Raw genomic sequence first — 19,952 nt, forward strand, 5'->3', positions numbered from 1 at the left:
CGTGCCCGAAATACTGCTGTTCAGCGGTGCGTCGACCAGCAGACCCGCACGGTCGCGGAGAGACCGGCCCGAACTCGTCGGGGGCGGTGCATAGAGTTAGGTGCGTGACGGACGCCCAGCCCACCAGCAAGCCCACCCTCATGCTCCTTGACGGCAACTCGCTGGCGTTCCGCGCCTTTTACGCGCTGCCCGCGGAAAACTTCAAGACACAGGGCGGGCTCACCACCAACGCGGTGTACGGCTTCACCGCAATGCTGATCAATCTGCTGCGCGATGAGCAGCCCAGCCACGTTGCCGCTGCGTTCGACGTGTCCCGCAAGACATTCCGTAAAGACAAGTATCCGGAGTACAAGGAGGGGCGTTCGGCCACACCCGACGAATTCCGGGGCCAGATCGACATCACCAAAGAGGTACTGAACGCGCTCGGCATCACAGTGCTCTCCGAGGAGGGCTTCGAGGCCGACGACATCATCGCCACCCTTGCCACGCAGGCGCAGGATGCCGGATATCGGATACTGGTCGTCACCGGCGATCGGGACTCGCTGCAGTTGGTCAGCGATGACGTCACGGTGCTGTACCCGGTCAGGGGCGTCAGCGAGCTCACCCGGTTCACCCCCGACGCCGTCGTCGCCAAATACGGGCTCACGCCCACCCAATACCCTGACTTCGCCGCGCTGCGCGGTGACCCGAGTGACAACCTGCCCGGTATACCGGGCGTGGGGGAGAAGACGGCCACCAAGTGGATCCTTGAGCACGGCTCGCTGCAGAGCCTCGTCGACAACGTCGACACGATCAAGGGCAAGGTCGGGGATGCGTTGCGCGCCAATCTCTCCAGCGTCGTTCTCAACCGCGAGCTGACCGAGCTGGTCAAGAATGTGCCGCTGGCACAGACGCCCGACACGCTGCGGATGCTGCCGTGGGACCGCGACCACATTCACCGGCTGTTCGACGACCTGGAGTTCCGGGTCCTGCGCGACCGGCTGTTCGACACCCTCAGCTCCGCTGACCCCGAGGTCGAGGCCGGCTTCGAGGTACGCGGCGGTGTGCTCGCGCCCGGTGAGTTGGCGGCCTGGTTGGCCGAGCACAGCAACGGCCGTCGTTTCGGGTTGGCGGTGGTGGGCACCCACCGAGCTTTCGACTCCGACGCCACTGCGTTGGCTATCGCCGCGGCCGACGGTGAGGGCTGCTACCTCGATACCGCGACACTGACCCCTGATGACGAGGCGGCGCTTGCGTCGTGGCTGGCCGATCCAGGACCGCCGAAGGCACTGCACGAAGCCAAGCTCGCCATGCACGACCTGGCCGGGCGTAGCTGGAATCTGGCGGGGGTGACTTCCGACACCGCGCTTGCGGCCTACCTGGTACGGCCCGGGCAGCGTAGCTTCGCACTCGACGACCTGTCCCTGCGCTATCTCAAACGTGAATTGCGCGCCGAAGACACAGGGCAGCAACAGCTTTCGCTGCTCGATGACACCGAGGGAGTCGACGAGCACGCCGTCCAGACGTTGCTCTTGCGCGCCTCGGCGGTCGGTGACCTCGCCGACGCGCTCGACGAGGAGCTCGCGCGGATCGACTCGTCGTCACTGCTGGGGCGCATGGAGCTGCCCGTGCAACGGGTGCTCGCCGAGATGGAGCACACGGGGATCGCGGTCGACAGTGAGCGGCTCAAGGAACTGCAGAGTGACTTCGCCGATCAGATCCGCGACGCCGCCGAGGCCGCGTACGCGGTCATCGGCAAGCAAATCAACCTCGGCTCGCCCAAACAGCTGCAGGTCGTGCTGTTCGACGAGCTGGAGATGCCGAAGACCAAACGCACCAAGACCGGCTACACCACCGACGCCGACGCGTTGCAGTCGTTGTTCGACAAGACCGGGCACCCGTTCCTGCAGCACATGCTCACCCACCGCGACGCCACCCGGCTCAAGGTGACCGTCGACGGCCTGCTGAACTCGGTGGCCTCCGACGGGCGCATTCACACCACGTTCAACCAGACCATCGCCGCGACCGGCCGGCTCTCGTCGACCGAGCCCAACCTGCAGAACATCCCGATCCGCACCGAAGCGGGTCGGCGCATCCGAGACGCGTTCGTGGTAGGCGACGGTTACGCCGAGCTCATGACGGCCGACTACAGCCAGATCGAGATGCGCATCATGGCCCACCTCTCCGGCGACGAGGGCCTGATCGAAGCGTTCAACACCGGGGAAGACCTGCATTCGTTCGTGGCGTCCCGTGCGTTCGACGTACCGATCGACGAGGTGACGCCCGAGCTGCGGCGACGGGTCAAGGCGATGTCCTACGGGCTGGCCTACGGTCTGAGCGCCTACGGCCTGGCCAGCCAGCTCAAGATCTCCACCGAAGAGGCGAAGGTGCAGATGGAGCAGTACTTCGCCCGGTTCGGCGGCATCCGCGACTATCTCCGCGACGTCGTCGACCAGGCCCGCAAGGACGGCTACACCTCGACGGTGTTCGGGCGCCGACGCTATCTGCCCGAGCTCGACAGCAGCAACCGCAATGTCCGCGAGGCCGCCGAGCGGGCCGCGCTCAATGCGCCGATCCAGGGCAGTGCGGCCGACATCATCAAGGTCGCGATGATCAACGTCGACAAGGCCATCAAATCGGCCGGTCTGACATCACGCATACTGCTGCAGGTGCACGACGAACTACTGTTCGAGGTCGTCGAGGGGGAGCGGGACACACTCGAGGCGCTGGTGCGTGAGCACATGGGCGATGCCTACCCCTTGGACGTTCCGCTAGAGGTGTCGGTCGGATACGGCCGGACCTGGGATGCGGCAGCCCACTAGTTCCGCGCCATGACAGAGTCGCTCGCCAACGATCAGGTTAGTTTCGTCGCTCGGCTGGGCGCGGCGATGGGCGCCGCGAACTATCCGGTCACCCTGGTCCGACAGATGGTGCAGCGCTCGTCAGCCGCTTACGGCGTGCCCAACGATTTCGTCGCCTTTCCCAACTATGTGCAGGTGGTGGGGCCGGCAACCGAGTCCGGAACGGTGGTCAAATCGGCGTACCTAACCAGTGAGCTGCGATTCGACCAGATTTTCCCGCTGGCACGATTGGTGTCCGACGCGATGGCGGGCCGTGTCCAGCCCGCGGACGGCGAGAGCCGCCTGGACCGCATCCTCGCGATGCGTAGCCGGTATCCCGGCTGGGTCTCGGTGCTGGGGTACGGCGTGCAGAGCGCCGGGCTTGCCCTGGTGCTGGAACCGACGCTGGTGAACCTTGCCGCGGCCGCGGTGCTCGGCTTGATGGTCGGCCTGTTCTGCGCGGCGGGGCGACGTGTCGCGATGCTGCAGCACATGGTCCCCACCATCAGCGCGTTCGCGGTGTCGATAATCTGCATGACCGGTGCCCACCACCTGGGATACGACCACGTGAGCCTGCGGGCGCTGATCCCACCGCTGGCGATGTTCCTGCCGGGTGCCGCGATCACCATGGCAGTCGTCGAGTTGACGGCCCGCGACGTCATCTCCGGGTCGAGCCGACTGATAGCGGGCTTCATGCAGATCGCGCAATTGGCGTTCGGGATCCTGATCGCCACTCAAGTGCTCGGTGCGGACGGCAGCCAGCTCAGCCCCGAACCCATCAACAAGATCGGAGCGTGGGCGCCGTGGGCTGGCGTCGCGGTGTACGCCGTCGGCGTGATGCTGTTCTTGGCACCCCCATTGTGGTTTTTGCCGTGGCTGGCCGTGATCGTCTATACGGCGTTCACCGCCCAGTTCATCGGGGATCTGGTGTTGGGCAGTTACGCCAGCGGCTTCTGCGGTGGTCTCGTGCTGACCGTGTCAGCGCTCGTCATCTCCCGGCGCCGGAGCGCACCACCCGCGATCACCCTCATCCTGCCCGGGTTCTGGCTGCTGGTGCCGGGTTCGATGGGCCTGATCGGGGTGACCGAGTTGTTCGGAGCGGAAGGCGACTCGGCGTTCCCCGCTACCGTCATCTCAATGATCTCGGTGGCACTCGGTCTGCAGGCGGGGCTGGTGATCTGGGAACTGGCCAAGCGCAGCACGTTGCGGCGCTCACCCAGGCCCAGCCCGCCCGACGCGACGGACCCTGCTGCGGGGTAACACCCAGCGCGCGGTAGTTGATCCGCCAGCCCCAGGATCGGCGCCGCCGAGCATGCACGGCTGGCCCGGGCCGACGCGGACCGGGTTTGTCCAGCGTGTCCCCGGTCGAGTACGCTCAAGAAGTACCTGTGTGTTGACTCAGGTGCACCTGCATGATCTCGGCGCTCGCGCCGAAACCAAAACACGCACGTTTCATGTCCCTACGATTCAACCTGTCCGGAGCAACCCACCACATGCCAAGTCCCTCCGTCACCTCGCCGCAAGTAGCCGTCAACGACATCGGCTCGGCTGAGGATTTTCTCGCCGCCATCGACAAGACCATCAAATACTTCAACGATGGCGACATCGTCGAAGGGACCATCGTCAAGGTGGACCGCGACGAGGTCCTGCTCGACATCGGCTACAAGACCGAAGGTGTCATTCCTTCCCGCGAACTCTCCATCAAGCACGACGTCGACCCCAACGAGGTCGTTTCCGTGGGCGATGAGGTCGAGGCACTCGTTCTCACCAAGGAGGACAAGGAAGGTCGCCTGATCCTGTCCAAGAAGCGCGCTCAGTACGAGCGTGCCTGGGGCACCATCGAGGAGCTCAAGGACAAGGACGAGGCCGTCAAGGGCACCGTCATCGAGGTCGTCAAGGGTGGCCTGATCCTCGACATCGGCCTGCGCGGCTTCCTGCCCGCATCGCTGGTCGAGATGCGTCGGGTCCGCGATCTGCAGCCGTACATCGGCAAGGAGATCGAGGCCAAGATCATCGAGCTGGACAAGAACCGCAACAACGTGGTGCTGAGCCGCCGCGCCTGGCTGGAGCAGACCCAGTCCGAGGTGCGCAGCGAGTTCCTCAACCAGCTCACCAAGGGCGCCATCCGCAAGGGTGTGGTCTCTTCGATCGTCAACTTCGGCGCGTTCGTCGATCTGGGCGGCGTGGACGGCCTGGTGCACGTCTCCGAGCTGTCCTGGAAGCACATCGATCACCCGTCCGAGGTGGTTCAGGTGGGCGACGAGGTCACCGTCGAGGTGCTCGACGTCGACATGGACCGCGAGCGGGTTTCGTTGTCGCTCAAGGCGACTCAGGAAGACCCGTGGCGTCACTTCGCCCGTACCCACGCGATCGGGCAGATCGTGCCGGGCAAGGTCACCAAGCTGGTGCCGTTCGGTGCATTCGTCCGCGTCGAGGAGGGCATCGAGGGTCTGGTGCACATCTCGGAGCTGTCCGAGCGCCACGTCGAGGTCCCCGACCAGGTGGTTGCCGTCGGCGACGACGCGATGGTCAAGGTCATCGACATCGACCTGGAGCGGCGTCGCATTTCGTTGAGCCTCAAGCAGGCCAACGAGGACTACACCGAGGAGTTCGACCCGTCGAAGTACGGCATGGCCGACAGCTACGACGATCAGGGCAACTACATCTTCCCCGAGGGCTTCGACGCCGAGAGCAACGAATGGCTCGAGGGCTTCGAGAAGCAGCGTGACGAATGGGAGGCCCGGTACGCCGAGGCCGAACGTCGCCACAAGATGCACACCACCCAGATGGAGAAGTTTGCGGCTGCGGAGGCTGAGGCTGCCAGTGCCCCGCCGGCCAACAGTTCTTCGCGTTCGGAGGAGTCGACCGGCGGAACGCTGGCCAGCGATGCCCAGCTCGCCGCACTGCGCGAGAAGCTCGCGGGTAACGCCTGAGGCGAACCCATAGCATGAAGAACTCCCCGGCTCAGTACGAGCCGGGGAGTTCTTCGTTCGGGGCCACTGAGACACTGTTGCCGTGCTTCGCATCGGGTTGACCGGCGGGATCGGCGCTGGGAAGTCAACGGTCTCGGCGACATTCGCAGACCTCGGCGGCATCGTCGTCGACGGCGATGTCATCGCCCGAGAGGTGGTCGAGCCCGGGACCGAGGGGCTGACCAAGCTGGTCGACGCGTTCGGTGACGGCATCCTGCTGCCGGACGGCGCGCTGAACCGGCCCGCGTTGGCGGCGCTGGCCTTCAGTGACGACGAGAAGCGCGCAATGCTGAACGGGATCGTGCATCCACTGGTGGCGCACCGGCGTTCGGAGCTCGTCGCCGCGGCTGCCGAAGATGCCGTGATCGTCGAGGACATCCCGCTGCTGGTGGAGTCCCAGATGGCACCATTGTTCCCGCTGGTGGTGATTGTCAACGCCGACGTCGAAACGCGGGTCAAGCGACTCATCGCCTACCGCGGTTTCAGCGAGGAGGACGCGCGCGCCCGTGTCGCGGCGCAGGCCACCGAGGCGCAGCGCCGTGCGGTGGCCGACGTCTGGCTGGACAACTCCGGGTCCGCCGGCGCGCTGGTCGAGCAGGCCCGTGGCCTCTGGCACGAGCGCATCTTGCCGTTCGCCCACAATCTGCAGGCCCGTCAACCCATCCAGGTACCGCCCAAGGTCGTACCCTACGACGCGTCATGGCCCGATCAGGCCCTGCGCATCATCGCCCGGCTGAACACGGCCTGCGGGCACCGTGCGGTGCGAATCGATCACATCGGCTCGACGGCAGTGCCCGGTATGGACGCCAAAGACGTCATCGACATCCAGATCACAGTGGCGTCCCTAGATATCGCCGTCGAACTCGATGGGCCACTGTTGAGCGCCGGCTATCCGCTGGTCCCGGCGATCACGCACGACAACCCGCACGCGGGGCCGCATTCCGGTGGTCCGGCATTGTGGCACAAGCGTTTTCATGCGTCGGCCGATCCGGGTCGGCCGACGAATGTGCATGTTCGGGTGGACGGAAACCCGAATCAACGGTTCGCGTTGCTGTTTCGGGACTGGCTAGCTGCCAACCCCGGCGTACAGCCTGAGTACCGCGAGATCAAGCGGGCAGCCCTGGCCGCGCCGGACTACGCCGCCGCCAAGGAACCGTGGTTCCTGGATGCCTATCGGCGGGCCTGGCTCTGGGCTGATAGCACCGGCTGGCGGCCTTAGCCCGCAGGCGGTGGAGAGGGTACCGCTGCGTCGATGGGTCCGGTGCCGGGCGACAGGGGTGCTCCGCACGCCAGGCTGCCGTAGGTCGGATCGTCGTGCGGGCGCGTCAGCCGCGGCCCGACCCAGGTGTCGGCCTGGGCCACGATCTGGTCGTCTACGAGGATCTCACAGTGCAGGTTCGCTGAATACGGCCAGTCGATGGATACCGTCATGCCGGCGAGCTGTGGTTCGGACACCACTCCGGTGGCCTCGAAGATGCGGCCCGGCAACATGGTGGGGTTGGCGCTGTTGATGTTGTTGTCGTCGATCTTGTAGGAGATCATCGCGTTGCGCGAAACCCCGTCGATCCTGGCTCGGTAGGTGGCGTTGTGCAGTTGCTGGTCTGGCTGCGGTGCTGCACTGGGCTGCGGTGGTGCCTCGGGGTCGGCTGCAGCCGTACCGGGAATCAACTGCGCGCCGAAGAGCAGTCCCGCCAGTGCGGCAGCCGTCACCCCGGCGTACTTAGTCGAGCTCATGATTGCCGACCTTACAAGGTCCGCCACGTGAGGGCCATGCCGTTGCCGGCAAGCCACCGGTCGAGGTCGTAGTCGTGGCGGGCCAACCCGTCGATCGCAGCCGCGGCGGTCTGGATCGCCTGCTCGCCCTTCTCGGGGCTGAGTAGACCGTGGCGCACCGCTGTCACCAGTTCGTCCACGTCGCACAATTCGACGCCGATCTCGGTGCGCAGGACCAGGTCGAGGTAGTGGTCCTCCGAATACCATGCGGTCTCGCCCGGCGTGTACAGGCCGACGTCGAGGTAGAAATCCTGGTCGCGCTCGTAACCGGAGTTGAAATGGAAGATCGTCACACGCAGCCCCAGAGGCGGCAGCAGCCACGACTGAAGGTAATGGAATTGGGCTCGCCCCGGGGTCGGCCGCGCTAGGTACAGACCCCACGGTTCGACTGCGTATACGTCGACCGCCCGCACAATCCCTTTGGGGTCGGTGTTCGTGCGGGCGACCAGGTCGAATGTCTCGTGCTTGGGCGGGTGAATGGCATCAGCCTACGCGGGCAGAGAACACGGCCGGAACTTGTCGGCGGACGGTTCTACCCTGGTGAGCATGGCCTTCGCGACCGAACATCCCGTGCTTGCTTACTCGGAGTATCGCGCTGTCGACGAGATCGTTCGCACCGGCGGCCGGTTCGAGGTGGTCAGTGAGTACGCCCCGGCCGGCGACCAGCCTGCCGCCATCGACGAGCTGCAACGGAGGATCGAAGAGGGTGAGCGCGACGTGGTGCTGCTCGGTGCCACCGGTACGGGCAAGTCGGCCACCACGGCGTGGCTGATCGAGCGGTTGCAGCGGCCGACGCTGGTGATGGCGCCCAACAAGACGCTCGCCGCGCAGCTTGCCAATGAGCTTCGGGAGATGTTGCCGCACAACGCGGTTGAATACTTCGTCTCGTACTACGACTACTACCAGCCCGAGGCGTACATCGCCCAGACCGACACCTACATCGAGAAGGACAGCTCGATCAACGACGATGTCGAGCGGCTGCGGCATTCGGCGACGTCCAGCCTGCTGTCGCGGCGCGACGTCGTCGTGGTCGCCTCGGTGTCTTGCATCTACGGCCTCGGCACGCCGCAGTCCTACCTGGACCGTTCTGTCGAGCTGAACGTCGGCGACGAGGTACCTCGCGACGGTCTGCTGCGATTGCTGGTCGACGTCCAGTACAACCGCAACGACATGGCATTCACTCGGGGAACGTTCCGGGTGCGCGGCGACACCGTCGAGATCATCCCGTCGTACGAAGAGTTGGCGGTACGTATCGAATTTTTCGGCGACGAGATCGAGGCGCTGTACTACCTGCACCCGCTCACCGGCGACATCGTCCGCCAGGTCGATTCGCTGAGGATCTTCCCGGCCACCCACTACGTGGCCGGGCCCGAGCGCATGGCCCGTGCCATCTCCACCATCGAGGAGGAACTGGAAGAGCGGCTGTCCGATCTGGAGCGTCAGGGCAAACTGCTGGAGGCCCAGCGGCTGCGGATGCGTACTAACTATGACGTCGAGATGATGAAGCAGGTCGGCTTCTGCTCAGGTATCGAGAACTACTCGCGCCACATCGATGGACGCCCGGCAGGTTCCGCTCCCGCCTGCCTGCTCGACTACTTCCCCGAGGATTTCCTGCTGGTCATCGATGAGTCCCACGTCACGGTCCCGCAGATCGGCGGTATGTACGAGGGCGACATGTCCCGCAAGCGGAACCTGGTCGACTTCGGGTTCCGGCTCCCGTCCGCTGTCGACAACCGGCCGTTGACCTGGGAGGAGTTCGCGAGCCGGATCGGCCAGACCGTCTATCTGTCGGCCACGCCCGGTCCGTACGAGATCGGCCAGGCCGGCGGCGAGTTCGTCGAGCAGGTCATCCGCCCGACCGGGTTGGTGGATCCGCAGGTTGTGGTCAAGCCCACCAAGGGGCAGATCGATGACCTGATCGGGGAGATTCGCATCCGCACCGAACGTGACGAGCGCGTGTTGGTGACGACCCTGACCAAGAAGATGGCCGAAGACCTCACCGACTATCTGCTGGAACTCGGCATCCGGGTGCGCTACCTGCACTCCGAGGTTGACACGCTGCGTCGCGTGGAGCTGCTGCGGCAATTGCGGTTGGGTGAGTACGACGTGCTGGTCGGCATCAACCTGCTCCGTGAGGGCTTGGACCTCCCAGAGGTGTCGCTGGTGGCGATTCTCGACGCCGACAAGGAGGGGTTCCTGCGGTCGACCCGCAGCTTGATCCAGACCATCGGTCGCGCGGCCCGCAACGTGTCCGGCGAGGTGCACATGTACGCCGACAAGATCACGGACTCGATGCGCGAGGCCATCGACGAGACCGAGCGGCGCCGCGCCAAGCAGATCGCTTACAACGAGGCCAATGGCATCGACCCGAAGCCGTTGCGGAAGAAGATCGCCGACATCCTTGATCAGGTCTACCGCGAGGCCGACGACACTGAGGCGGTGGAGGTCGGTGGCTCCGGGCGCAACGCCTCGCGCGGGCGTCGCGCGCAGGGCGCACCGGGCCGGGCTGTCAGTGCGGGCATCGTCGAGGGTCGTGACACCTCCAACATGCCGCGCGCTGAATTGGCCGATCTCATCAAGGATTTGACCGAGCAGATGATGACTGCTGCGCGAGACCTGCAGTTCGAGTTGGCCGCCCGGATCCGCGACGAGGTCGCGGATCTGAAAAAGGAATTGCGTGGAATGGACGCCGCGGGTCTCAAATAAGCCTTTGTCGAGTCGAGCGACCGCCCCGCTTGACCTCAATGTCGGTTGAGCTCCTAGCGTCAACGTCGTGACCGAGACCGTAGCGGCTGAAGCCGAGGGGACCTGGCGGCGACTGCTGGGGCCCAAACATCTCGGTGCATCGACGGTGCTGGCCGGCGGTGTGCTGCTGTACGCGACCAACGAGTTCATCACCATCAGCCTGCTGCCCAGCGCCGTCGCCGAGATCGGTGGTCACCGGTTGTACGCGTGGGTCACCGCGGTGTATCTGGTCGCTTCGGTGGTCGCAGCGACGACGGTGCCCTCGGTGCTCATGCGGATGGGTTCGCGTCGGGCGTACCTACTGAGCCTCGCGGTGTTCGGAGCCGGCAGCCTCGCCTGCGCTCTGGCTCCCAGCATGCCTCTGCTGCTTGCGAGTCGCACCGTGCAGGGTTTCGCCGGCGGCCTGCTGGCCGGCCTCGGCTATGCCGTCATCAACACCGCTCTGCCGAACACCTTGTGGACCAAGGCTTCTGCGCTGGTCTCGGCAATGTGGGGTGTCGGCACGGTCGTCGGCCCGGCGGCCGGTGGATTGTTCGCGCAGTGGGGGCTCTGGCGGTGGGCGTTCGGCCTGCTCGCGGTGTTGACCGTCGCGATGTCGGTACTGGTGCCGGTCGCGTTGCCCGGCCGGGATCGTGCCGCTGAGCGAGCTCCGACGCCGGGCATCCCGGTGTGGTCGCTGGTGCTGCTCGGGGCGGCGGCGATGGCGGTGAGTGTGGCCGGTGTACCGAACGATGCACGGGCCACGGTTGCGATGCTGGTGGTCGGCCTCGGTCTGGTCGGCTGCTTCCTCGTGGTCGATCGGCGGGCCACGTCGGCGGTGTTGCCGCCCAGTGTTTTCGGACCTGGGCCACTCAAGTGGATCTACCTGACCCTGGGCGCGCTGATGGCCGCCACCATGGTCGATATGTACGTGCCGTTGTTCGGCCAGCGGCTGGCTCACCTGAGCCCGGTGGTGGCGGGATTCTTCGGGGCGGTGTTGTCGGTCGGCTGGACGATCGGTGAGCTCGTCAGCGCGTCTGTCCGCAACGAGCGGGTGGTGGTCCGGGCGGTGGGGTTGGCGCCGCTGGTAGTTGGGGTCGGCTTGGCGTCAGCGGCAGCGCTGGTCCGCGACGGGATGGCACCGGGGTTGGTGGCCGGATGGGCGGCGGCCTTGCTGATCGCGGGTATAGGCATCGGCGTGGCCTGGCCGCATCTCTCAGCTTGGGCGATGAACAGCGTGAACGATCCAGCCGAGGGACCTGCCGCGGCCGCTGCGATCAACACGGTTCAGCTGATCTGCGGGGCATTCGGTGCCGGGCTCGCCGGTATCGTGGTCAATCTGTCGAAGACCGGTGACGTGTCCGCTGCTCGGTATCTCTTCGGTGGTCTCGCCGTACTGGCCTCGGTCGCGACGATCTCGTCGGTCCGTGCCGGGCGTCGGCATGCCGGTACTGTTCCGGGCCCGATTCGAGCTGATGGACTGCGGTGACTCCGCTCCCGGACAGAGTGAGCATCAGGCCGCTGGGGGAGACGAGCGTTAACGATCATCAAGATCGCAACGGTGGGCGCGCGGGGCGCCGGCTGGCACTGTGGTGATCAGTGCGGGTGTGGCTGAATGGCTAGGCACCGGCCTGCAAAGCCGTTAACGCGGGTTCGAATCCCGTCACTCGCTCGCCCTGATCTTGACCCTGATGCGCAACCGGGTGTGCCTCGGTATGGGTTCGACTACCCGTCCGCGCCCCGACTAGTGTCGCGTGGTGATGACGAGATCGTTGGAGCGACCGTGGGATGAGCGGTCGATGGACATACCGGCCGATGTCCGGGTGCGCGGCGCCCGGGAACACAACCTCAAGAATGTCGATGTCGATGTTCCGCGGGACGCACTGGTGGTGTTCACCGGTGTGTCGGGGTCGGGTAAGTCGTCACTGGCCTTCGGCACGTTGTTCGCCGAGTCGCAACGCCGCTACCTGGAATCGGTGGCCCCGTACGCGCGGCGACTGATCGACCAGGTGGGTGTTCCCGACGTCGATTCCATCGAGGGGATGCCGCCCGCGGTGGCCCTGCAGCAGCAGCGTGGTGCCGGCAGCGCACGGTCGTCGGTGGGCAGTGTGACGACCCTGTCGAGCCTCGTGCGCATGCTCTACTCGCGTGCCGGGCACTACCCGGCTGACCAGCCCATGCTGTTCGCGGAGGATTTCTCCCCGAACACTGTGCCGGGCGCGTGCCCGGCGTGTCACGGTATCGGCCGGGTGTACGAGGTGCCCGAGGAACTCATGGTGCCCGATCCGTCGCTGACGATCCGCGACCGGGCTATCGCGTCGTGGCCCGCGGCGTGGCACGGGCAGAACCTGCGCGAGATCCTGGTGTCTCTGGGCTACGACGTCGACACGCCGTGGAAGGACCTGCCGAAGAAGGATCGGGACTGGATCCTCTACACCGACGAACGGCCGACCGCGCCGGTATATGCGGGGTTCACGCCGGCGCAGACGCGTCGGGCCCTGGCGATGGATATGGAGCCCAGTTATCAGGGCACCTTCACCGGCGCGCGGCGCTACGTTCTGGACACTTTCGCCAATACCAAGAGCGCGCAGATGAAGAAGCGCGTTTCCCAGTTCGTCCGCGGCGCGGTCTGTTCGATGTGTGACGGCAAACTGCTCAAGCCCGAGGCGTTGTCGGTCACTTTCGAGGGATTCGACATCGCCGAACTATCCGGCCTCTCCCTGATTCGACTTGCGGAGTTGTTGGAACCCGTGGCCGCCGGTGAGCCGGCGCACCACGCGGATTCCGATATTTCCATCGAAAAACGTGCCGCTGCTGGACGTTTGGCGGCCGAACTGCTTGAACGGCTGCACCCGATCATGGATCTGGGCCTGGGCTACCTGTCGCTGGACCGCAGCACCCCGACGCTGTCGTCGGGTGAGCTGCAGCGGCTGCGCCTGGCAACCCAGCTGTCGTCACAGCTGTTCGGCGTGGTGTACGTGCTCGACGAGCCGTCGGCCGGGCTGCACCCTCGCGATCGGGACGCGCTGCTGGGCATTTTGCAGGGGCTGAAGCGACGCGGTAACAGTGTCTTCCTCGTCGAGCACTCGCTCGACATCATCGGCGCCGCAGACTGGTTGGTCGACATCGGACCCGGCGCCGGCGAGCGTGGCGGCCAGATCCTCTACAGCGGCCAGCCGGAAGGTCTGCAGCAAGTGGAAGAATCCTCCACGCGCCGTTATCTTTTCGGTCTGACGAAGCCGGTGTTGCGCACCCCGCGGGACCCTGGCGGCTGGCTGCGGTTGGAACATGTGAGCCGCAACAACCTTCACGACGTGTCGGTGTCGTTCCCTCTGAAATGTTTGACCGCGGTCACCGGAATCTCGGGCGCGGGGAAATCGAGCTTGGTGAGTCAGGCGCTGCCGACGTTGGTCGCCGAGTACCTGGGCGCCCCCGTGACCGGTGCGACCGACGACACGTCCGATGACGACGACCTGCTGCTGGCAGGCGATTCCGCACCGGTTGACGGCAAGATCATTGGCGACATCGGCGGGTTGCGGCGCGTGGTGTGCATCGACCAGAAGCCCATCGGCCGCACGCCCCGCTCCAATGTCGCCACCTACACCGGCATGTTCGACCACATCCGTCGTCGTTTCGCCGAGACCCCGGAATCGCGGCGCCGCGGCTATAAGGCCGGGCGGTTCTCGTTCAATGTCGTGTCGGGGCGTTGCCCGACGTGTGAGGGTGAAGGGTGGGTGATGGTCGAGTTGCTGTTCCTGCCCAGCGTCTACACCCCCTGCTCGGACTGCGATGGAACTCGTTACAAGGCAAGCACATTGGAGATCACCTGGCGCGATCGCAACATCGCGGAGATCCTGCAGATGGGTGTTGAGCAAGCGCGCGAGTTCTTCGACGGCGAAACCGAGATACTGCGCTCGCTGACGGTGCTGTGTGACGTCGGGCTGGGCTACCTGCGGCTGGGGCAGCCCGCGACCGAGCTGTCCGGCGGCGAAGCTCAGCGCGTCAAGCTCGCCACCGAGTTGCAACGAGCGCACCGCGGGGACGCGCTTTACCTGCTCGACGAACCTTCGGCGGGATTGCATCCCGCAGACACCGACCGACTGATGGTGCACTTGCAGAAGCTGGTGGACGCGGGCAACACGGTGGTGGTCGTCGAACTCGACATGCGTGTCGTCGCGCAGGCCGATTACGTCATCGATCTCGGTCCAGGCGCCGGAGGGGACGGAGGTCGTGTCGTCGCGACCGGCACACCAGCGGAGGCGTCGACTCATTCCGACAGCGTCAGTGCCCCTTACCTCGCTGACGCCCTGAAGCTGGCGGCGAGCCCGTCCTGACCCGCGCGAGTCGTCTTTGAACGAACCGGAATATGTTGGTGCCGAATGGTATTCACGAGCGTGGGTTCGCCGACTGTCGCCAAATCGACTGGTGGATAACAGGTCTAGCGTCGGCGGTGAGCTGGGCCATGAAATGGGTCCGGCCGGGCGTCGGCAACGTGGGAACCACGCACGTCGGGCAGGTCACGGTTGCTGCCAATTCGACCGTCGGGGCGGTTACCATCGATCACGGTAGACGCCAGCGGTCGAAAAGCCCCGTTGTTTTGCCGGTTGTGCGTGCGGGTCGTGAATCGCGCTCGTGCTCAGCGGGCCACGGGTTACTGTCGCGGATGGTGTTGCAACGGACACTGGGAGGGTATGGATGAGCGCCTATCGCACCGTGGTGGTCGGTACGGACGGATCCGATTCGTCGCTGCGTGCCGTCGACCGCGCCGGTCAGATTGCCGCCGGGGCGAACGCCAAGCTGATTGTGGCGACCGCGTACTTCCCGCAGAGCGAGGACCAGCGGGCCGCCGACGTTCTCAAGGACGAGGGCTACCAAGCGGCCGGCAATGCGCCGATATACGCAATCCTGCGGGAGGCGACCGACCGTGCCAAGGCCGCTGGCGCCACCGACGTCGAGGAGCGCCCGGTCGTCGGCGCCCCGGTGGACGCGCTGGTCGAGCTGGCCGAAGACGTCAAGGCCGATCTGCTGGTGGTCGGGAATGTGGGCCTGAGCACGATCGCCGGTCGGCTACTCGGCTCGGTGCCGGCGAATGTGGCGCGTCGGTCCAAGACTGACGTGCTGATCGTCCACACGAGCTAGCTGCTCACCAGCCGCGCTCGCGCCACTCGGACAGGTGGGGCCGCTCGGCGCCCAGCGTGGTGTCGTCGCCGTGTCCGGGATAGACAACCGTGTTGTCGTCGTAGACGTCGAAGACCTTGCTCGTCACGTCACCCAGCAAGGTTTCGAAATCGCCGGGTCGCCGGGTTTTGCCGACCCCGCCCGGAAACACGGTAGGTTAGAAACTGTGAATACGTCAACAGGTGGTGGTGGTGCGCGTGTCGCCCTGTACGCGCGCATCTCGCAGGACACCACCGGCCAGGCAGTGGGTGTCGCCGACCAGCTCGACAACGCCCGCACGTTCGCAGCTGCGCGCGGCTACAGCGTCATCGCCGAAGAGTCCGACAATGACATCTCGGCATTCCGTGGCGCTGACCGGCCCGGGTACCAGAGGGTCCTGGGACTGGCCCGCGATCGCAAGATCGACCGGGTAATCGTCTACCACCTCACCCGCATGACCCGGAACCGGCGCGAGCGGGCCGAATTCATCGACGCATTCCACGCCTGCAAGGTTGACGTCTCCGAAGCCCAGGGAGGCGACTACGACCTGTCGACCGCGGCTGGTCGGACGTGGGTAGACATTCAGGGCGCGCTTGCGACGTGGGAGTCGGAGATCAAATCTGAACGCATCGTGGCAGCGGCGGCCCGGCGAGCCCGGTCCGGCCGGCCGGCCGGGGATCTCGGCTATGGGTGGCTCAAGGACGGCGTCGGGTCGTCGGCGACCTGGACCGAGCACCCGCGCGAGGCCGCGGTAGTCCGCGAGATCGTAGACCGGCTGCTCGCCGGTGAGTCACTGGTCGGGGTGACCGAATCCCTCAACCAGCGAGGGGAGCCGGCCCCGAAGTCGGCGCGCTGGGGTAAGACCTCGGTGAAGAAACTTGCGCTGCGTGACTCGAATATCGCGCAGCGGGTGCACCACCGCGGCCAGCCGGACGAGGAACGGTTCGGCGGCTGCTGGCCGCCCCTGGTGGACCGTGTCAAGCATGAGAAGGTCGTGGCGTTGTTGACGGCGCCGGAACGGCAGACCAACGGTGCCAAGCGGCCTGGATTGCGGAAGCACCTGCTGTCGTGGGGGATCGGCGAGTGCGGGGTGTGTGGTGGGAGGCTGCGCGCAGTCACGGTCCGGGGGAGCCGAGGCCGGCCGCTGGATCTGTACGTGTGCGATGCGAAGTCGGGCTGTGTCGGCCGGTCCGAACCAGCCGTCGACAATCTGGTGAAAGAGGTTGTCATACACCGGATGTCGAAGCCCGATGCGATGACGTGGCTGCTCGGCGATGACGACGAAGCCCGACATTGGTCTGAGCGTGCCGCCGAGCTCGGCCGGCGCCTGGCTGAGGCGGCCGACACGTTCGCCGATGGTGGCATCACCGGCGAACAGTTGCGCCGCATCACGGCGCGGCTACAGCCCGAACTCGAAGACGCCGAGCGACGTCGCGCGCAGTCGATCGTTTCGCTCGACATCGACGCGATACGCCCGCTGTCCGGGCCCGCCGCACGCGAGAGCTGGGACGCGATGACAGTGGCCCAACGCCGCGCGGTGCTCGAAGCGTTGGGGGTGCGGGTCGTCATCAACCCCACTCGGCGCGGCCCTGGATTCAACCCTGAAGACATCGAAATACGTTGGAGGGCAACGTGACCAGGAACCGGCCGAAGCGTCGACCCGCTGCACGTCGACAACGACAACACCGCGAGGGCGAGATTGCTGTTGTGTGCGACGACCTGACCCACCCCGTGCCGCCCATCGCTACTTGCACACCTGGGGGTGACGGCCATTGGGACATCAGCGGCACGGGCGTGACGCCCACCGGACTCCTGGACGATCGAGTACCCGATATGCAGCTCACCACCCCCAGAAGGGCCGTGGGTGGCGAGTTCCGGTGGGTGTACACCCTAGAGTGTCGGCTGTGCCGAAAGCCAGTTCCGGCGCGGCAAGAGAAGTTGTTCGCAGCCCTGGGCGATATTGCCAAGCTCGGCGGCTCATACGAGCTGCTGTCCGATCTGGCTGCTAGGCTTGACCGCATCTCGCCATAGTGAGCGTGTCGCCGTAGCGTCATCGGCCCCGCTGCTGGGACGTGGGTCAATCCGCAGCACGAAGTAGGCCCCACCGGGCGTCAACCCTGTTTGACATGCCCGAAAGAGGCTCAACATGGCCGGCACGTCCGGATCTATCGCCCATCACCGCGCCAGAGTCGCAGCACTGACCCGTGCCTGCCGCAACGGCGAACGTCCACAGGCCGACCTCGATGAGGCCCGCCGCGCGATGGCCGAGGCACAGATCGAGCAGTACGTGCGGCGGGTCGTCGCCGAGGCGCCGCCGCTCACCGACGCTCAGCGGGAACGGCTCGCAGACCTGTTCCGTGCCGGCCGCAGCGGTGGTGGCGGTGCCGCGTGAGCCACGAATGCGAAAGGCCGGCCCCGCAGCCACGAGACCGGCCCTCAACAGCTCACCGCGGCGCCCACAGTATCAGTCAACCGCCCGACTCGCCGCAGCTCATCGTGGCGCCCAACGCATCCCGGCCCGGCCTCGTCGTGTGCGCGATCGGGTCTGGCACCGATCCATACTCGATCACGCCCGAGCTTGCGGAAGAGCTGGCGGAGAGCCTGCTCGCCGCCGCGGTCGCAGCTCGGCGCGCGAGTGGTGCGCGATGAGTGTCGTACGACCGGAGTTTCTGCGGGTGATGCCCGCCGACATCGGCCGCGTCGGATTCGACGGCGCCGCCATCCTGGCGCTGGTCCGATACGTGACCGGGCTCCCAGGTGAGACCAACGGCCGCAAGACGGTCGATGGCGAAATATGGTGGCGCGCAACGCGCGACGACATCGGCGAAGCGCTCGGCGGTGTGCATCACAAGTCGGTCGGGCGAGTGCTGCGCAACCTGAAAGACGCAGGCGAGCTACTGGCGATGACACCGGCGGACACGTTCTACGGTGACCGGGCGCAGGCATATCGAGTCCCCGACCAACCGCTGGCCGAATCGGCCGACGAAAATGGCTCTGACCTGCCATCGGACGAAAGTGGCCCACCGAGCGGACGAAAATGTCCGCTGCCATCGGACGAAAGTGGCCCAGCAGCTGGGACGAATCCGTCCGATCTTCCTACTGTTGGAGAACTAAGAAGACACTCCGTGGGGGAGAACGGCGCGGGTCTGGCCGAGCGTGAACCGCTCGACGTGGAGGCCATGCCCGACCCGGGCAACGCCCCCACCGCCAAGGAATTTCGATCCGAAGAACCACCGCCCGCCGGGCAGCTGGCCCCGATGGGCGACGACGGCCAGGACGACGGGCCCGTGTTCGACGGGGAGGTTGTCGAGCCCTTGTCCGATCCCGAGCCGCCCCTCGAATGCCAAACCCACCGGCGCTGGGCCATCGACAGGAAACGTCCCAGTTGCCACACCTGCGGCAATGTCCGGCGCGCCAACCAGGCCGCCCATGACGAGTGGCGGATGCGCCAGCTCCGCAGCCAGTTCGGTGCCGACGTCGCCGCCGAGGCCGCTCGCGATCGCGAACACCGCGCGGCCGAGCTCCAACGCCGCCGCGACTGCCCCGACTGCGACGACGCGGGCTGGCTGCTCGGCGACGACGGGCTACCGACCGACGACGCAATCCGATGCACACACCCACACCTCGCGGGAAGGCAGGCAGGCTGATGTGGGACGAGCCCGACGAGCCAGTCCAACTGGAACTTCTCGAACTCTGCGATTGCTGCGGGCAGATTTTCGACGGCAGGGCACACAAGGCCTGCGACCAGGCTTGGAAGGTCTGGCTCCGCGCCGACAACTGGGACTTGTGGCGCGATGAACCGCGCAGACGGGACGCGCTGTGACCGGCCGGCCGGTGCCCGAGGCGTACCGCGACGCGATCGACCGACCGTGTCCGACATGTGCTGCTGAGCCCAGCGAGTACTGCCTCACCGAGGACGACCGGTACGGGCCCGCGCGGGTGCGCCGCGTGCCGTGTGTCCGTCGATGCCCGCCAGGCCGTCCGGAACCGGAACCTCCGACCAGCAGTCCGCCTGCGGCCAGATCGTTCTCCGAGCCGCTGCACCAACCCGACGCCACCGCAACGAGACAGGAGACCTTCCGATGACCAACCCCACATTCGATGACCTGGCCGCCAACGACTGTCGCGCACTCGCTTGGCGCCGAGTACTGGCCTGGATGGATGACACAAACCCGCAGGAAGGTCGCCCGGCGACTGCTGAGGAACGGCTGGCCGCGCGCACCACCGCACTGCAGACCGTTCGCTACGACCAACTCACCGCCGGGGTCACGGGCGCCGAGCTCGACGCCGAAGAGCTCGACATCTACCGCCGCCACAGTTCCACGGCCGGCCACCCGCACATGCGCGAAGTCGGCCGCGGCTACCTTGCCGGGCTCCAAAGCGACGGCGCGGCAGGGGGGCCACCGCCAGGCGCCGAGGATTACCAGGTCGGCACGGTCGAGGATTGCCCAGACGATGGACTCGATTGGCCGGGCGAATGATGTCCGCGGACCGGCACAGTCACGGG

General features: G+C 66.1%; 15 protein-coding genes, 1 tRNA gene and 1 pseudogene. 14 read left to right on the top strand and 3 right to left on the bottom strand.

Annotated features, from left to right (window positions below; translation table 11 throughout):
* Window positions 1-140: 140 nt before the first annotated feature.
* The 4 genes from polA (at window position 141) to coaE (ending at window position 7,010) form a co-directional block, all read left to right on the top strand.
* A complete protein-coding gene (gene polA, locus B133_RS0105105) occupies window positions 141-2,801 on the top strand; it encodes a DNA polymerase I (RefSeq protein WP_198291039.1) in 2,661 nt (886 codons plus the stop codon).
* A 9-nt stretch (window positions 2,802-2,810) separates the two neighbouring features.
* Window positions 2,811-4,079: a threonine/serine exporter ThrE family protein gene (locus B133_RS22380; RefSeq protein WP_018599646.1), complete on the top strand. Its 1,269-nt coding sequence runs from the start codon at window positions 2,811-2,813 to the stop codon at window positions 4,077-4,079.
* Window positions 4,080-4,312: 233 nt separating this feature from the next.
* A complete protein-coding gene (gene rpsA / locus B133_RS0105115) occupies window positions 4,313-5,752 on the top strand; it encodes a 30S ribosomal protein S1 (protein ID WP_026255988.1) in 1,440 nt (479 codons plus the stop codon).
* An 82-nt stretch (window positions 5,753-5,834) separates the two neighbouring features.
* Window positions 5,835-7,010: a dephospho-CoA kinase gene (gene coaE / locus B133_RS0105120; RefSeq protein WP_018599648.1), complete on the top strand. Its 1,176-nt coding sequence runs from the start codon at window positions 5,835-5,837 to the stop codon at window positions 7,008-7,010.
* Here the strand turns inward: coaE and B133_RS0105125 are convergent.
* Window positions 7,007-7,525 (bottom strand): hypothetical protein, encoded by a 519-nt coding sequence (locus tag B133_RS0105125; protein ID WP_018599649.1) that lies wholly within the window; start codon window positions 7,523-7,525, stop codon window positions 7,007-7,009. The genes coaE and B133_RS0105125 overlap by 4 nt on opposite strands.
* Window positions 7,526-7,536: 11 nt before the next feature.
* Window positions 7,537-8,043, bottom strand: a complete 507-nt coding sequence (locus tag B133_RS0105130) for a DUF402 domain-containing protein (RefSeq protein ID WP_198291040.1) — start codon at window positions 8,041-8,043, stop codon at window positions 7,537-7,539.
* 67 nt (window positions 8,044-8,110) lie between these two features.
* Here B133_RS0105130 and uvrB point away from each other — a divergent pair, with 67 nt between their 5' ends.
* The 5 genes from uvrB (at window position 8,111) to B133_RS0105155 (ending at window position 15,427) form a co-directional block, all read left to right on the top strand.
* Window positions 8,111-10,270 carry an excinuclease ABC subunit UvrB gene (gene uvrB / locus B133_RS0105135; RefSeq protein WP_026255989.1) on the top strand — a complete coding sequence of 720 codons (2,160 nt, stop codon included), beginning with the start codon at window positions 8,111-8,113 and terminating at the stop codon, window positions 10,268-10,270.
* A gap of 67 nt (window positions 10,271-10,337) precedes the next feature.
* The gene (locus B133_RS22385; protein WP_018599652.1) at window positions 10,338-11,777 is read left to right on the top strand and encodes an MFS transporter; all 1,440 of its coding nucleotides are present in this window, start codon (window positions 10,338-10,340) and stop codon (window positions 11,775-11,777) included.
* Between the two features lie 112 nt (window positions 11,778-11,889).
* Window positions 11,890-11,960, top strand: a tRNA-Cys gene (locus B133_RS0105145).
* A gap of 127 nt (window positions 11,961-12,087) precedes the next feature.
* The gene (locus tag B133_RS0105150; protein WP_018599653.1) at window positions 12,088-14,622 is read left to right on the top strand and encodes an excinuclease ABC subunit UvrA; all 2,535 of its coding nucleotides are present in this window, start codon (window positions 12,088-12,090) and stop codon (window positions 14,620-14,622) included.
* 361 nt (window positions 14,623-14,983) lie between these two features.
* On the top strand, window positions 14,984-15,427 hold the full coding sequence (locus B133_RS0105155) for a universal stress protein (protein WP_018599654.1): 444 nt from the start codon (window positions 14,984-14,986) through the stop codon (window positions 15,425-15,427).
* 4 nt (window positions 15,428-15,431) lie between these two features.
* Here the strand turns inward: B133_RS0105155 and B133_RS25145 are convergent.
* Window positions 15,432-15,617: pseudogene (locus tag B133_RS25145) on the bottom strand (MBL fold metallo-hydrolase); the annotation flags it as partial.
* Window positions 15,618-15,632: 15 nt separating this feature from the next.
* Between B133_RS25145 and B133_RS0105165 the strand changes: the two are divergent.
* The 5 genes from B133_RS0105165 to B133_RS24045 all read left to right on the top strand — a co-directional run bounded on the left by B133_RS0105165 (window position 15,633) and on the right by B133_RS24045 (window position 19,926).
* Window positions 15,633-17,081: a recombinase family protein gene (locus B133_RS0105165; protein WP_018599656.1), complete on the top strand. Its 1,449-nt coding sequence runs from the start codon at window positions 15,633-15,635 to the stop codon at window positions 17,079-17,081.
* 510 nt (window positions 17,082-17,591) lie between these two features.
* Entirely contained in the window at window positions 17,592-17,837 is a 246-nt protein-coding gene (locus B133_RS0105175) for a hypothetical protein (protein ID WP_018599658.1), read from the top strand.
* 104 nt (window positions 17,838-17,941) lie between these two features.
* Window positions 17,942-18,094: a hypothetical protein gene (locus B133_RS24280; protein WP_157625787.1), complete on the top strand. Its 153-nt coding sequence runs from the start codon at window positions 17,942-17,944 to the stop codon at window positions 18,092-18,094.
* Window positions 18,091-19,092, top strand: a complete 1,002-nt coding sequence (locus B133_RS0105180) for a hypothetical protein (RefSeq protein WP_018599659.1) — start codon at window positions 18,091-18,093, stop codon at window positions 19,090-19,092. The genes B133_RS24280 and B133_RS0105180 overlap by 4 nt, the downstream gene beginning before the upstream one ends.
* A gap of 435 nt (window positions 19,093-19,527) precedes the next feature.
* Entirely contained in the window at window positions 19,528-19,926 is a 399-nt protein-coding gene (locus tag B133_RS24045) for a hypothetical protein (protein WP_018599661.1), read from the top strand.
* Window positions 19,927-19,952 lie beyond the last annotated feature (26 nt).

The sequence above is a fragment of the Mycobacterium sp. 155 genome (assembly GCF_000373905.1).
In the GTDB taxonomy this organism is placed as follows: Bacteria; Actinomycetota; Actinomycetes; order Mycobacteriales; family Mycobacteriaceae; genus Mycobacterium.

Excerpts from the sequence above, each read along its gene's own strand:
- rpsA (WP_026255988.1), top strand. The coding sequence starts at position 4,313 with ATGCCAAGTCCCTCCGTCACCTCGCCGCAAGTAGCCGTCAACGACATC.
- B133_RS0105150 (WP_018599653.1), top strand. The coding sequence starts at position 12,088 with ATGGACATACCGGCCGATGTCCGGGTGCGCGGCGCCCGGGAACACAAC.
- B133_RS0105175 (WP_018599658.1), top strand. The coding sequence starts at position 17,592 with ATGGCCGGCACGTCCGGATCTATCGCCCATCACCGCGCCAGAGTCGCA.
- B133_RS22380 (WP_018599646.1), top strand. The coding sequence starts at position 2,811 with ATGACAGAGTCGCTCGCCAACGATCAGGTTAGTTTCGTCGCTCGGCTG.
- B133_RS0105125 (WP_018599649.1), bottom strand. The coding sequence starts at position 7,525 with ATGAGCTCGACTAAGTACGCCGGGGTGACGGCTGCCGCACTGGCGGGA.
- B133_RS0105180 (WP_018599659.1), top strand. The coding sequence starts at position 18,091 with ATGAGTGTCGTACGACCGGAGTTTCTGCGGGTGATGCCCGCCGACATC.
- polA (WP_198291039.1), top strand. The coding sequence starts at position 141 with ATGCTCCTTGACGGCAACTCGCTGGCGTTCCGCGCCTTTTACGCGCTG.
- B133_RS24045 (WP_018599661.1), top strand. The coding sequence starts at position 19,528 with ATGACCAACCCCACATTCGATGACCTGGCCGCCAACGACTGTCGCGCA.
- uvrB (WP_026255989.1), top strand. The coding sequence starts at position 8,111 with ATGGCCTTCGCGACCGAACATCCCGTGCTTGCTTACTCGGAGTATCGC.
- B133_RS0105155 (WP_018599654.1), top strand. The coding sequence starts at position 14,984 with ATGAGCGCCTATCGCACCGTGGTGGTCGGTACGGACGGATCCGATTCG.